The following is a 14,771-nucleotide window of genomic DNA, read 5'->3' on the forward strand; positions in this document are numbered from 1 at the left end:
AAAACAGCCGAAACGACCATGAAGACCATCCTGAAAGAAAATGCGTACGGGAAGAATGCAGTAAACCTATCAAAAATCATTCGACACCCTACTTACCACGAATTCCGCCAAATTTCTGTCAATATATCCTTAAAAGGTGACTTCGAAACCGCCCACACCCTGGGCGACAATTCAAAGATTCTCCCAACCGATACGCAGAAGAACACCGTTTACGCCCTGGCCAAAGAACACTTTACAGATTCCATCGAACATTTTGCCCTCTACCTTGCCAATTATTTCCTGGCAACCAACCCACAGGTTAGTCAAGCTACGGTCGACATTATTGAATTCCCGTGGACACAAATGGCATTTGATGGCGACCTACATACACATGCTTATCTGGGTGGCAGCTCCGAAAAACATACCACCTCCGTTATTCAAACTCGAAACGCTGTGACCGTCACGTCCGGCCTAAAGGACTTGTTGATCCTTAAAACAACCGATTCCGGCTTTGAAGGCTATATAAAAGATCAATTTACTACGTTGAAGGAAACCGCCGATCGAATTTTCGCTACGCAATGCGAAGCAAGCTGGACGTATACCCAACAGGAACTTGACTTTACAGCGCTGTTTACAAAAATCAGAGAGACCCTACTAAAAACATTTGCCCATCACAAGAGTCTGTCGGTTCAGCAAACGCTATTGGCTATGGGGGAGGCTGTCCTTAACGAAACGCCCGAGGTCATCGAGATTAGCCTTAAACTACCTAATAAACACCACATTTTGTTCAATCTGGAGCAATTCGGCATGGAGAATAAAAACGAGATTTTCATCGCAACCGACGTACCCTATGGGTACATCACCGGAACAATGACAAGAGACTAGTGAGGTCCTAATAACCAGTTCATTATAATTAGCCGATGCTAGTAAATCGCTTATGTTTATGACTGGTCAAGTTGGTCGTCAGTATAATTTTTCGTAGGTGATCCGGATCGGTCTATCAGCGTTCAGCGTCTCTTCATCCAGGATCCGCATCTTGTTGGTGCCGGGAATGAGTACGTAATCATCCCAAAGTTTCAGTGTTTTTTCGCCAGAACGAACAGTAATCGTGCGCTCATCGACCCCAACCGACAGTGTAACCTCATTGCCAAGACGGAGATTTTTCGGAAGCACAACAAGGACAAAAAGGCGCTGGTTAGATACCTGATTTCCAAAGCCACCCAATCGGTATCGATACTTTTCCTTTGAAAGAACGGCTGTGTGCTGTGAAGGCAAGGAATCTGTTTGGGCGAGGGTCTTCGGTTGCTCTATCGCATACCCGTTCCTGAACAGAAAACATAAAACAGACAATAGACCAATTTTCATAGCGAGATTAAGGAATACACTATAAATGACTAACGAAAACAGAGCGTTTTGTATGCCATTAAAATACAACATTCTTTTCAGCAAGCCATAACGTAAACAGCCACATTGAATTCCAGACTACTAACCACGTTTTAAAGCACTTATCGTCTACCACGAATTCAGTCAACAACATCCTTATTTATCATACTGCGGCCATTAAAAACGAAGAGCAGCCCAGGAGCTGCTCTTTGAAACTGATCAGAATTTATAGTACTTAGCGACCGCCAAACAAGCCGCCCAGCATACCGCCCAGGCCTCCTCCGCCACCCTGCTGGGTAGCTACCCGAAGCAGGTCGTTCATATCCAGTTTACCATCGGCCATGGCCGATCCAGCCATCCCCATCCAGTCAATACCTTGTTGCCCCGTGGCCGCCCCTAGAATTGAGTTCCCATCGACACTGGAGTCGTTCGGGTCCGATGCTTTATGCATAAGCTTACTGAGCACAACTGGAACAAGGGCACCAGCCACCGACATGGCAACCTGGGGCGAAATGCCCAATTTTTCCATTAAATTTTCTTCGACATGACTCTGTACCCCCTGTGTTACAGGGCTCTGCTGAACATTTCCTCCATTCACAACCATACCCAGCAAATTGCCAAGTCCACCACCCTGAGCCTGCTGGCCCAGGCCACTCAGAATACTGCTCGCCACAGTCTGCATCACGCTATCATTCTGACTGTTTGGAATAGCCGGGTTATTAATTACTGACTGACCAGCCTGCTGCTGCACTAGATTCATCAATGTTTCAAACATGGTTTCTTGCTTTTAATGGTTAAGCGGGAAAAGGTTTCTTTTCTTGATACCCGCGTTAAAAATAGACAGACGACAACAGTTACTTCAATAGGAATCGGTTTTATTTGTCGTAAATCTATTAACTACGCTTATGACGCACGAAGAGTCCAAAAGTAGCAACTCAACTTCAGAAAAAAAGTTGTTTACTGAAAAAGCGAATCTGCTACTTCCAGATTTACTCTATCCAAGCGAGTCTGACGAACCCATCGAAACTGTCACCTGCTATTTAAAACAGGCTGACCCGCTTACGGTTAGTCAGATTAAAGACTGGTTGATGCTTCCTCCTGAAATTTACGTGGAAGAAATGCCGGAAGCCGACTTTTGGGAGCCCGTTGTTTCTGAACAGGATTGGTATGGAAATGACGAGAAAGCTCGTACCGCGAAATTTCAGGCGTTACAACAACTGGTTGAAACTGACTTATCCATACGTCAGGTATTTCGTATAGGTGATTCCGAAATAGATGTGTATTTACTGGGCCTTCAGGCCGAAGAAGGACGGGCAGGCCTAAAAACGAAAATCGTGCAGACGTAAAGGCAGTACAAAGAGGGCGGAGTAAGGAGTAGGAGAAACGCTAAATATGCGTCATTAATCCTATTCCTTACTCCGCCCTCTTTGTACTAATTTCTGTTTACTTTACTTGCTCCACAACGGCGGCAAATGCTTCCGGGTGATTCATGGCCAGATCGGCCAATACTTTACGGTTGAGTTCGATGCCAGATTTGTTCAGGGCACCCATCAGTGCTGAATACGACATGCCGTTAATGCGGGCACCAGCGTTGATCCGCTGAATCCAGAGAGCCCGGAAATCGCGTTTTTTGGCACGACGGTCGCGGTATGCGTATCCTAAACCTTTTTCAACAGCATTTTTAGCAACTGTCCAAACATTTTTACGCCGACCAAAATAGCCTTTGGCCAGCTTCATTACTTTTTTCCGACGCGCCCGTGAGGCAACGTGATTGACGGAACGTGGCATTGTAAATTAAGTTGTTTTTTGACGACAGGCGGAAAAGAAGGGTAGCGTAAATAATGACGATTATTGTTCTGTCACCATTCTTTTTTCATCCTTCATTCGCTTTTGGCCCGGCATCGGGTGAAACATAAAACCAGGATGCACCCCGCATCCCTTTTGACTAGTTAGACGTTCAGCAACGCTTTGATGCGACGCTCGTCTGTACTATCTACTACAGCAGCGTGTACTAAATTACGCTTCTGCTTGGTGGTTTTTTTCGTCAGAATATGACTATGGAAGGCATGCTTCCGCTTGATTTTACCGGTACCGGTCAGCTTGAAACGCTTCTTGGCAGCCGAGTTGGTTTTTACTTTTGGCATTGGAGTAAACCGCTTGTATGGAATATTTTAGTAAACAGGCCGCAAAGATACAAAAAACAACGCTAAAGTTAAAGCGGAAACCAAGAGGAATAAACGGTTTTCCATCTAATCCACCTACTTTCCGCTTTAACTTTAACGTAAACTATTTTTTAGTGACAGCCTTGGGCGACAGAAAAACGGTCATTCGTTTTCCTTCGAGTTTGGGTTCAGCTTCAACTTTACCGTACTCTTCCAGCCCCTTAGCAAAGCGGTCAAGCAATTGAGAACCTCGGTCTTTAAATACAATCGCCCGACCTACGAATTGCACGTAAGCTTTTACTTTGGCCCCTTCTTTCAGGAAGTTTATAGCGTGTTTCAGTTTGAAATCGAAGTCGTGATCATCAGTATTTGGGCCAAACCGAATCTCCTTAATAACGACTTTTGTGGCATTCGCCTTGATTTCTTTCTGCTTTTTCTTCTGCTCGTATTTGAACTTAGAGTAATCGACTATACGGCAAACAGGCGGCACAGCATTAGGCGATACCTCAACGAGATCGAGTCCCTGAGCCTTAGCCATCGCTTGTGCTTTATTTATGTCGTAGATTCCCTGCTCTACATTTTCACCGACCACCCGAACTTCGCGGGCCAGGATGCGCTCATTGACTTTGTACGGTTCTTCAACCACACGACGAGGTGGTCTGCGCTGGGGTAATGCCATAGATTGTGTTTAGGGTAACAAATTGTTTAATGTTGACTTTTATATGAACTGATGAAAAGTCGCTTGGATAACGTAACGATTTTTAAAAAGTTCGGTAAACTATTGAAAATAGCACTGCAAAACAAGTTTACAGTCTGCACTTTATAGTTTTCGGTTGACCAACGTATGAAACAAGGTACGTCAGCCAACCGAAAACTGTAAACTTATAGCTTAACTTCTGTCTGGAACGTTTTGACAAACTCGTCCACACTCATGCTACCAAGATCGCCCTGCCCTTTACGACGGACCGATACTTTGCCATCAGCGGCTTCTTTTTCCCCTACAATAAGCATGTAAGGCACTTTAGCTACTTCTGCATCCCGAATCTTCCGACCGATTTTTTCGTCGCGTAAATCGACAAAGCCACGAATATCATGCTCTTGCAAACTGAAGAACAGATCGTTGGCATAATGTTCGTATTTCTCCGAAATCGGCAGAATTGCGATCTGGTCAGGCGAAAGCCAGAGCGGAAAGTTACCACCTGAATTTTCGATCAGGATGGCGATAAATCGCTCCATGGACCCAAACGGTGCCCGGTGAATCATAACGGGCCGATGTTTCTGGTTATCAGCACCAATGTATTCCAGCTCGAATCGATTCGGCAGGTTATAGTCAACCTGAATCGTACCGAGTTGCCATTTGCGCCCCAGGGCATCACGCACCATGAAATCAAGCTTTGGTCCGTAAAAAGCAGCTTCGCCTAATTCCATAACGGTTGGCAAACCTTTCTCGGCAGCTGATTCAATAATAGCAGCTTCGGCTTTCTCCCACAAGTCGTCGGAGCCGATGTATTTCGTTTTATTCTCTGGGTCACGCAAGGATACCTGAGCGCTATAATCTTCAAAACCAAGTGATTTAAAGACATACAGCACCAGATCGATCACTTTCATAAACTCATCCTTCACCTGATCGGGTCGACAGAAGATGTGTGCATCATCCTGCGTAAATCCACGTACGCGTGTTAGTCCATGCAATTCCCCCGACTGCTCGTAGCGATACACCGTTCCAAACTCAGCCAATCGGAGCGGTAAATCCCGATACGAACGTGGGCGGGTTTTATAAATTTCGCAGTGGTGCGGGCAATTCATCGGTTTTAGCAAAAACTCCTCGTTCGGATCAGGGGTTTTAATGGGTTGGAACGAATCTTCACCATATTTTTCCCAGTGACCCGAAGTAACATACAATTGCTTGCTACCAATATGAGGAGTCACAACAGGCGAATACCCAGCCCGTATCTGAGCTTTGCGTAGAAAATTTTCCAGCCGTTCGCGCAGCATGGTACCTTTGGGTAACCAGAGCGGAAGGCCAGCGCCTACTTTTTCCGAAAATGCAAACAGTTCCAGCTCCTTACCCAACTTGCGGTGGTCGCGTTTTTTTGCTTCTTCAAGAAGGTACAGGTATTCATCAAGCTCCTTCTGTTTCGGATACGTTACGGCGTAAATCCGGGTAAGCTGTTTATTCTTCTCGTTACCCCGCCAATAGGCACCGGCAACGTTCATCAATTTTGCAGCTTTAATAAAACCCGTATTCGGGATATGCGGTCCCCGGCAAAGGTCGGTAAAATTACCCTGGGTGTAAAATGTAATCGTACCATCATCGAGCCCTTCGAGCAAGTCCAGTTTGTATGGATCACCTTTCTCTTCAAAATAGGCAATCGCATCGGCTTTGCTCATCGGCTTGCGGATATACTGTTCTTTCTGACGAGCCAGTTCGAGCATTTTATCCTCGACCCGCTTGAAGTCTTCCTGCGAAAAGGGTTGCCCACCCAGATCAACATCATAATAAAAGCCGGTTTCGATGGCTGGACCGATCCCAAATTTCACACCGGGATACAGGGCTTCCAGCGCTTCGGCCAGCAAGTGAGCCGACGAATGCCAGAACGTGGCCTTGCCCTCGGCATCATTCCATGTCAGAAGCTGCACCGTAGCATCGTCCTCTATGGGGCGAGTGGCATCCTGTACGACACCGTTCACTTTGGCGGCCAACACATTACGGGCCAGACCTTCACTAATTTGAGCGGCAATTTCCAACCCAGTGCTTCCTTTGGGATATTGCCGAACGCTACCATCGGGAAGCGTTACGCGGATTTGTTCGTCCTGCGCAATCATTTGCGACTATTTTTATAGGTGGTACCCGCAGCTTACCTACAACTGTAAGCCACTTAATTTTTGATGTATGATGTAGGATATATAATGTATTTGTCTGTTAATGATACATCATATATTCTACATCATACATCACTTACTATACACTAATTCTGACCAATGGGTTTCACGGCTCGCTGGAGCGAATCACTGGCATGACTCGTCACCTGCGACTTTGGCTGAATCGTTGACATTCGAACCCGCGTTGTATCAAACTCGGGTCGGGTTCGGTTTGAAGTCATCGGCCGGTCAGTACTACTATCAGGCAAAAATAAAGAGTTATACGGGTTTTGTTGCACATATTGCCGCCGTTGGGAACGCCATAACCCAGCGGCTGCCTGTTGATCGTTACTATTCAGTTGAGTAGCTTTCGTGTACGCAGCAATTGCTAAGTCAAATTGCCCCATTTGTTCATGACAATACCCAATGTAGGTATCGATCCGGGGGAACTGCGGCCGAAGTTGTTGCACACGTTGAAAATTTGTCAGCGCCGTATAATAGTTACGGTATTTCTGATTGATCAGTCCCATCTGAAAGAAAGCCTGATAGTAGTTCGGCTGAACCTTTACGGTCCGCTGATAATCAATCATAGCACTATCCAGCTTACCTTCTGTATGATAAATAAGCCCACGACCATAATAAAGCTTCGCATTGTTTGGAAAGTAGGTCAGTGCCTGCGCATTATAGGCCAGAGCAGCATTCAGATCGCCCAAAGAACGATAAATGGACGACAGTTGATTATAGGTTTCCAGATATCGGGGTTTAAGCCGGAGCGATTGCTGATATAGTGCCAACGCCTGCGTTGTATCACTCTGCCGGGCTGCCATCAAACCTTTAAAAAAATACGCTTCCCCATCATATGGGGCCATTTGCAGCGCTTTCGCAATATACAGTTTTGCTTTATCAAACTGATTTTGCTGCTGTAGCAAATCCCCCTGCAATGTATACAACTCTGGTGTGTCTATACCCAGAATTTCGGCCCGCTGCGCATTTTGCAAAGCCTTTTCAGGTTGTTGCAGAACCCTGAGTATCTGAGCTTTAATCAAATAATAAGACCCTGTATTATCGTTCCGACTAATCGCTTCGTCAATATCGGCCAGCGCGTCGTTGATTCGCCCCATCGCCAGTAAAATAGCCGCGCGTTTGGCATAGGCCGACGATGACGACGACTGATTGATCGCTGCGGTTAATGCCCGCAGCGCTCCTTCAGTACGGCTACTATCGCCCGGTTTAGGAAAATCGGGAATATGCGCCGACTGTCGTTCATCACTTCCGCAGGAAGACATCAATAGCAACACTAAGAGCGAACAAGTAAACGAGTGAAAGAGTAAAAAAAAAGCAGATCGACGCCCACCTCGGAAGGTTACGACAGCCGCTCGCTCGTTCACTCGTTCACTCGTTCGCTCGTAATTCATATCCCAAACCGATAAAACACGCCCAAAGGTAGTCGTTTCTGAAATTGGTCAGTTACAGCAAGTTCTCCCCACTCTAGGTTCGGGACATCACCAAACACCTGCTTCATCAGGTTATCGACGATAATGGAGGAAAATCCTAATGAATATAGATTGATTATAAAGAAAAAATCGGACTGGTCGAGTAGATCGGCACAAGATTTGAGGAGATCGTTGAGTTGTTCTTCAAGCACCCATTTTTCGCCACCTGGACCTCGACCATACGCAGGCGGGTCAAGAATGATGCCATTATAATAATTTCCCCGGCGAACCTCTCTTCGGACAAACTTGACAGCATCTTCAACCACCCAGCGTATATTATCCAGTTCACTGTGATCCATGTTTTCCCGTGCCCAATTGATGACGGGCTTCACGGCATCAACGTGGGTCACATCGGCTCCTGCTTGTCGGGCCGCCAGTGAGGCACCGCCGGTGTAGGCAAACAGATTCAGCACTTTAGGTCGCGCGACCCTCAGAGACATGGCTTTAATTTTATCGTAAATAAATAGCCAATTGTCGGATTGTTCTGGAAATAACCCAACATGCTTAAAGGTTGTCAGGGCCAGTTTAAAGGTTAGTTTTAATTGCTCCTGTCTGAACGATACATACCAGGGGTCGCGCATATCGGGCGATGTCTGCCAGTCTCCCCGTTCGGGCGATTGACGATCCCGTTTAAAGATGGCATGGGCCTGTTGTTCCCAGTCCTCGTCGGAAAGTGATTTGTCCCAGATTGCCTGAGGCTCAGGTCTCGACAAAACGTATTTGCCAAAACGTTCAAGTTTCTGAAAATTGCCTGAATCAATTAACTCATATTCAGGCCAGAGAGCAGGGGTAACAATTTGTATATCAGCCATTTAATTTTCGCTATTGAATAATAAAATGAGTAAATGATAGAATCGTTATCGAATGCTATCATTCACTCATTCTGTCATCCAACATTCGTTTCTGGCCCATTTTTAGGATCAATTCAAACTCATCGGGCCGAACAGGCATAACAGATAATCTGGATTGCCGAATCAGACTGAGATTGGCCAGTAAAGGTTCAGATTTAATTTGAGACAGAGTCACGGGAAGGTCAAAAGCCATAACTGGCTCTAGTTCAACAACAACCCAGCGTGGATCATCGGGTACCGTCGGGTCCTGATAAGCCTCTTTGACAACACTGGCCAGCCCAACCACCGCCGGATTAATTACACTATGGTAAAACAGTACCTGATCGCCAAGCTGCATGGCTCTCAGGTTATTACGCGCCTGATAATTACGAACGCCATCCCAAATGGCACGGCCCTGCTCCGTAAAATGATACCACCCGTAAGCGTCGGGTTCGGACTTGACAAGCCAGAAGTTCAATGATAGAATGCGTAAATGACAGACTACGTGAATGCTATTGGGAGCTTATTGTCCATTCGATCATTCACGCAGTCTAAATTAATATCAGTAATAATCGTCGTGTTCGTGGCTGTTGTCGAACGATGAACCGTATTCATCGACATCATCATCAAACTGCGTGCCGGCACCTTTGAAAGTCAACGCTTTACGCAAAATCATAATCTGCCCGGTGTGGTAAAGATCATGATTGATAATACCGTGCAGCATATCGTAGTACGTATAATCACGGCCGGGCACTATATCCTCCAGAAACTCATCGTCGTCTCGTTTATCCAGCTCGTTAATAAGCTCTTCCTGGCTAAGACTCAGTTCCATTTCGAGGGCCTCCCACTCGAAATCATCTATTTTGTCAGGCAATGCCCCAAAGTTTTTATCGGGGGTTGTAATATCGAACGTTGCATCACCCTGCATCTTTTTGACACAAAATATGCGCCAACTGGTCATGTGAAAAACGAGTTCGGCAATACTATGTGTATTTGGAGCGATTCGGCGCCCGGCCATATCCGGTGTAACTCCCCGTAACACCTCTACAACTGATGGCCCATGCCAAGCTTCTTCCCCTTCATAGGTGGTATTCAGCAGGTCAATGATGCGAATCAGTTCGTCGTTTGGAACCATATTTTACTAATCGTTATCAAACTACAAAGGTAAGCCTTTATTTATGTCGTTCCGAAAAAAAGCATTGAAATGGCTGATATTGTCTTGTTTCGATACCCGATCGGGTTTATAACTGATCTAACGTTTCATATGGCATATTTTATGTATACATTTTTTCCGTCCTCTGCCAAATAAAAAATGTGACTAATTACGAACTGAACAGACTCAAAGATTATAAACGTTCTGTTTACAATACGCTCGTGTATGAACCGTTGGCTTTTTCTCTGGCTGCTGGGTACTTCGATCTGCTATGGCCAGACGATTAAACCACTCCGTTACCGAACTGAAGTAGGCAGCTATTTTTCGACCTCCGGCCAAACCCCGTTCTGGCTTCGAGCGAACCAATATGGAATTGTACCCAGCGAGCATGCTATCATGACCATCCGACAAAGTTTACGGGTCGATTATCATGATTCTCCAAAAAGTAAACTGGATAGTCTCCGCTCAGTAAACCGTCGGGTTGATTGGGGCTGGGGAGCCGAAGCCGTCCTAAATGCAGGCTATAATTACAAATTACTTATTCCAGAAGCCTACTTAAAACTAAAGTTTGGGCGTAGCATGGAATTATGGGCGGGTCGTCGGCGCGAAATCGTTGGGCTGGTCGACTCTACATTAAGTTCAGGCTCATATGCCTGGTCGGGAAATGCATTACCTATGTTAAAAATACAGTTTGCCATTCCCGACTATATACCGCGTAAGGGACTAATTAGTTTTAAGGGCTTTTATGCACACGGCTGGTTTGAACAAGATCGGTTTATTAATAACTCGATGCTCCATCAGAAAGCCTTATATGCCCGATTGGGAAAACCAAACTGGCGATTAAAGTTGTATGCCGGTATTAATCATGAAGTTATGTGGGGAGGTAATACTGAACGGTTACCCGGTACATCTGTCATCAAAAACAATCAATTGCCTAATCAATTCAACGATTACGTCAACATGGTGTTGGCTCTCCCCTTAGGGAACCGAACCGATATTGATACAACTCGCGTTAGTAGTTTTGATCATGAAAACCGAATTGGTAACCATCTGGGCACGGTCGATGTTGGATTTGAATATATTGGCAGTTCGTTTTCTCTGTTCGCCTATCGACAGAATATTTATGAAGATGGCTCGCTCTTTTACTTAACCAATGTTCAGGATGGACTGAATGGACTTCGCATCCGAAATCGGCGTCCTCACAATCCGAATGGGCTTCAGATTCAAGACCTTCTGTTCGAATATCTATACACGCAGAGCCAGGGAGGAGCCTTGTTTTTAGAGAATGCCGCCCAACGGGGCCGGGATAATTATTTCAATCACTCACAGTATCAGGATGGCTGGTCGCGGTATGGTTTAACGATGGGCACGCCATTTATTACCCCTACACCCGACAGCCGCAGTGATTTACCCCGCTATGGTTTTACGAACAATAACCGTGTAGCTGTAATGCATATAGGCGTGTCGGGGCAAGTTCTTGATTTTTTTAAATTTCAACTAAAAGCCTCTTATAGCGAAAATCTGGGCACGTATGAATCTCCTTTTCCAAAGCTAGTCAAACAGTTCTCGTCTGTACTGTCTGTATCGTCTCCACTTTATATTCTGAATGGGGTTACAGCTAATGCTTCGGTGGCAACCGATATAGGGGATTTGTACGATAACAGCGTTGGCTTCTATGTTGGCATTCGAAAAGAAGGGCAGAGCAAGCATAAATAGGCGGGGTAGGCACAGTCCGATTACGCCTACCCCACCTTCTTCTCTACCTTCGCCCAAAATCGTTAACCCAGTAATGTTTATAGGTACTGCTTGCATTATAGGCATACCCAACCCCAAGGTTTTGGAAGTACGGGTTCATTATATTCTGGCAATGCCCCGGAGAACTTAGCCAGGCGTCGACTACGGATCGAGCGGTTGGATAACCAGCCGCTATATTCTCACCTGCTGAAGTCCATATGTAACCTTCGCGAGTCATGCGATCCCAGGGCTGCGATCCGTCCCGCCCGGTATGACTGAAATAATTATACGTAGCCATATCGACCGCATACTTATCGGCAGCTCCATTTAGCCGGGAGTTGAGCGTAAGCGCCGGAACGGGCGGATAAACAGTAGTTCCGCAAAGGCATGTCTGCGAACGTGCCTCATTAACATAAATCAATACTTCCTGCTGTAAAGCCATTGTAGCATCGCGTGCTCCCGAATAGGCTGAGGATTCAGACTCAGGTTGACCAATACCCCCTTCTTTATGTACTGACGACATAACTGGGCTAGGCATACTCGTCTTTTCCTGCTCCGTTTGACAGGCTACTAGTAACCACATCAGGGCCAAAAACCAATAACAATAGACCGGTTTCATATCAACAACAATTAAAGGTTAGTTAACAGAATTAAAATAAAAACTTATAATATATACTACTAAACAAAAACGACTTAATTATAAAATTTGTTTTTCTAAAATCAAATTACGGTAACAATAAAAATTGCAATTATGCCTCAAAAAAGTCTAGTTTACTAACTATAGATATTATAGTGAGTTACTATAAAATATAAAAAATGCCATGATTTGGCAAGTATGTATCGATAGTCCATCTCAGACCTTAGATGAAACTAACAGTCCTATACAACCTATATTGGGATTGGAAGCAGAACGATTGATCGCCCTCTGGAAGGTATACTGAGGCAAACACGATTATGATTCTATTCGAAAAAGCAATGCCCAGATCATGAATAGATTACGAAGCAGAATGAGACAGGCAGCGTATGAATAAGCTGACCAAACTCGCGCCGAATAGCATTCTAAAATTGTATGTAACACAATTGATTACCCTCAGGCAGTCAAAGGCAGCTCATCGACCGATCGAATGGAGTAAAATTATTTTTCAAGTATCCGTTATAAATGACGAGGTTTCACAATTACTAAGCTGACCATTAAATACCCAGATCTAGTTATATATATATTCTGATTGCAATGACTTAGTAATGTAGCTGGGTCGGGGAAGTATAATTGTAAATGTAGTTCCGGTTCCTTCTTTACTAGAAACGCTCAGACTTCCCCGGTTGGCTTCCACCAGTTCATTTACAATTACTAACCCCAGTCCCGCCCCCTTCTCACCAGTTGTTCCAGGCCGACTGGTTGCCGAGCCTGCCCGAAACAACTGATCGAGTAAGGCCTGAGGTATACCAATACCTGTATCCTTAACATAGATCATGTATCTGGTAGGTTCATATGAACAACGTACCTCAATTTGACCACCTGTATGCGTAAACTTGAGTGCGTTTTGCAAAAGATTTCTAAATACAACGCCTAGTTGGTTAGCATCAGCCGTTAGAGGTATGTCTGAAGGCAAGGCATTGACCAAATTGATCCCTTTAGTCTCAGCTATCGGCCGTAGCAGGGAAATCTGTTCATCTACCACTGGAAAAAGATTGATTGCATTGAACCGGGGGTAAATCCCCCCCATCTGCGACATCGCCCAGTTTAGCAGGTTTTCGAGCACTGTCAGTAACGTACTAACCTGTTTATTCAGTATTTGGGTTGCTTCAGCAAATTCACGCTGGCTTAATTCGCCCCAGTTTGTAAGTCCCAGCAGATTTTTCAGGCTCGCTACAGGCGAATGTAGATCATGAGACAAAATGGCGAATAGTTTATCTTTCGTGTGATTAAGTTGCATCAGCTCCGTGCTTTGGCGCTCAATACGGCGTTTAGCCCGTTGCAGAACAACAACGAAACTGACGAGCATCGCTGCCACCAATAAAGCCCCCGTTAAGTATACCTGATTCTGTTGCTCACGGGCTTTGAGCTGGGCGATCTGTCGTTCTTTCTTTTCTAGGTCTAGAGCTGCCCGCAACTGGGTCATTTTAAGCCGACTGTCAATAGTTTGTTCTTTATTGCTTTTCCAAACCCGTAAATCAGCCAGTTCATTGGCCATCTGGAAAGCCTTTTTATAGTTTCGCTGTTCTTTATAAAGCTGCCGTAATGTACGCGTCATAATGAACAGGTGGAACGAATCAGGTTTGACTCTAGCCCTTTCATCCATGACCATAGACTGCAGTAATCGTTCAGCCTGGGCATAGTTTTTCAAGCCTATTTCGAGCCGGGCCAGATCATTGTAATGCACAAAATCGCTTTGATCGCGACTCAATTGGCTCTTTATTGCCGACAGTTTACGATATACTGCTGTTGCTTCAGCCGTTTTGCCTATGGCAACCAGAGACTCCGCATAATCCAGTGCGAAAGAAAACCAATGCCCCGTTCCGGGCTTACTGGACAACATAGCCTGACGGATGGTTTCGCTTGCCTGTTGATGCTGACCATTGTAGGCATAAATATTGGAACTCATTGCATACACATCCGACAATACCTGCCAGTTGTGCGCCAGTTTGGCATATACTTCTGCTTTAGCCAGCAAATCAGTCCAGTTACCTGTACGCTGGTGATAAGCTACCATAGCCAGATACATATAGCAACGAGCCAGATTCAGATAATCGTTATGCTTTTGGGCAATGGCAATGCTCTGATAAAAAAGAGAGATGGCTTTCGCATCGTTCCGCTCATAATACATCTGCACGAAGCCAAGCTTCCAGAGGGCCTGAGCAATCAGGAAGGAGTTGTCCGCCATCTTGCCGCTGATTAATGAACGGTTCAGAAAGTATAGGCTAGAATCAACGGCTATGTCAGGATATTGTCCACCCAGTTCGTAGTAGATACGGCTTCGGGCCGTATCCATCGTTGCCGTAACAAGTTGTTCTTTCAGGAATGGGATTTTGCTCTGTCCACATACCGAACCAGAAATTAACCCGATAAACAGGGCCATGGTCCCAAAGAAATAAGGCATAGCAAGTTCAGTTTGGGTATTCAGGCCATCGGCTCCTGATCAATAATTGATTAAACGCATAATTCAAACCTCATCCC

At 45.3% G+C, this 14,771-nt stretch carries 15 protein-coding genes; 3 read left to right on the forward strand and 12 right to left on the reverse strand.

From position 1 onward, the window contains the following. The first annotated feature begins 18 nt into the window (after positions 1-18). On the forward strand, positions 19-864 hold the full coding sequence (pucL, locus tag B5M13_RS16035) for a factor-independent urate hydroxylase (protein ID WP_080056629.1): 846 nt from the start codon (positions 19-21) through the stop codon (positions 862-864). A gap of 78 nt (positions 865-942) precedes the next feature. Here pucL and B5M13_RS16040 read toward each other — a convergent pair whose 3' ends face one another. Continuing rightward, positions 943-1,344, reverse strand: coding sequence for a hypothetical protein (locus B5M13_RS16040; RefSeq protein WP_155297258.1), 402 nt, complete (start codon positions 1,342-1,344; stop codon positions 943-945). A 253-nt stretch (positions 1,345-1,597) separates the two neighbouring features. Next, positions 1,598-2,137: a hypothetical protein gene (locus B5M13_RS16045; protein WP_080056631.1), complete on the reverse strand. Its 540-nt coding sequence runs from the start codon at positions 2,135-2,137 to the stop codon at positions 1,598-1,600. A 130-nt stretch (positions 2,138-2,267) separates the two neighbouring features. Here B5M13_RS16045 and B5M13_RS16050 point away from each other — a divergent pair, with 130 nt between their 5' ends. Beyond that, positions 2,268-2,708: a nuclease A inhibitor family protein gene (locus B5M13_RS16050; RefSeq protein WP_080056632.1), complete on the forward strand. Its 441-nt coding sequence runs from the start codon at positions 2,268-2,270 to the stop codon at positions 2,706-2,708. A 97-nt stretch (positions 2,709-2,805) separates the two neighbouring features. On the opposite strand, the gene rplT is transcribed toward B5M13_RS16050, so the two are convergent. The 8 genes from rplT to B5M13_RS16090 form a co-directional block, all read right to left on the reverse strand. After that, positions 2,806-3,150 (reverse strand): 50S ribosomal protein L20, encoded by a 345-nt coding sequence (rplT, locus tag B5M13_RS16055; protein ID WP_020598260.1) that lies wholly within the window; start codon positions 3,148-3,150, stop codon positions 2,806-2,808. A gap of 161 nt (positions 3,151-3,311) precedes the next feature. Beyond that, complete coding sequence (gene rpmI / locus B5M13_RS16060; protein WP_020598261.1) at positions 3,312-3,506, reverse strand: 50S ribosomal protein L35; 195 nt, start codon at positions 3,504-3,506, stop codon at positions 3,312-3,314. 142 nt (positions 3,507-3,648) lie between these two features. Next, positions 3,649-4,203 (reverse strand): translation initiation factor IF-3, encoded by a 555-nt coding sequence (gene infC, locus B5M13_RS16065; protein WP_080056633.1) that lies wholly within the window; start codon positions 4,201-4,203, stop codon positions 3,649-3,651. A gap of 203 nt (positions 4,204-4,406) precedes the next feature. Next, positions 4,407-6,350 carry a threonine--tRNA ligase gene (gene thrS, locus B5M13_RS16070; protein WP_080056634.1) on the reverse strand — a complete coding sequence of 648 codons (1,944 nt, stop codon included), beginning with the start codon at positions 6,348-6,350 and terminating at the stop codon, positions 4,407-4,409. 143 nt (positions 6,351-6,493) lie between these two features. Further along, positions 6,494-7,672, reverse strand: a complete 1,179-nt coding sequence (locus B5M13_RS16075) for a tetratricopeptide repeat protein (RefSeq protein WP_080059954.1) — start codon at positions 7,670-7,672, stop codon at positions 6,494-6,496. Positions 7,673-7,797: 125 nt separating this feature from the next. Next, entirely contained in the window at positions 7,798-8,691 is an 894-nt protein-coding gene (locus B5M13_RS16080; protein WP_080056635.1) for a class I SAM-dependent methyltransferase, read from the reverse strand. Between the two features lie 58 nt (positions 8,692-8,749). Then, positions 8,750-9,187, reverse strand: a complete 438-nt coding sequence (locus B5M13_RS16085; protein ID WP_080056636.1) for an EVE domain-containing protein — start codon at positions 9,185-9,187, stop codon at positions 8,750-8,752. An 84-nt stretch (positions 9,188-9,271) separates the two neighbouring features. After that, entirely contained in the window at positions 9,272-9,844 is a 573-nt protein-coding gene (locus B5M13_RS16090) for a DinB family protein (protein ID WP_080056637.1), read from the reverse strand. Positions 9,845-10,087: 243 nt separating this feature from the next. Here B5M13_RS16090 and B5M13_RS16095 point away from each other — a divergent pair, with 243 nt between their 5' ends. Next, positions 10,088-11,578 (forward strand): capsule assembly Wzi family protein, encoded by a 1,491-nt coding sequence (locus tag B5M13_RS16095; protein ID WP_080056638.1) that lies wholly within the window; start codon positions 10,088-10,090, stop codon positions 11,576-11,578. A 43-nt stretch (positions 11,579-11,621) separates the two neighbouring features. Here B5M13_RS16095 and B5M13_RS16100 read toward each other — a convergent pair whose 3' ends face one another. Next, positions 11,622-12,215, reverse strand: a complete 594-nt coding sequence (locus B5M13_RS16100; protein ID WP_080056639.1) for a CAP domain-containing protein — start codon at positions 12,213-12,215, stop codon at positions 11,622-11,624. A 586-nt stretch (positions 12,216-12,801) separates the two neighbouring features. Next, positions 12,802-14,694 (reverse strand): sensor histidine kinase, encoded by a 1,893-nt coding sequence (locus B5M13_RS16105; RefSeq protein WP_080056640.1) that lies wholly within the window; start codon positions 14,692-14,694, stop codon positions 12,802-12,804. Positions 14,695-14,771 lie beyond the last annotated feature (77 nt).

Source organism: Spirosoma aerolatum (assembly GCF_002056795.1).
GTDB classification, from domain to species: domain Bacteria; phylum Bacteroidota; class Bacteroidia; order Cytophagales; family Spirosomataceae; genus Spirosoma; species Spirosoma aerolatum.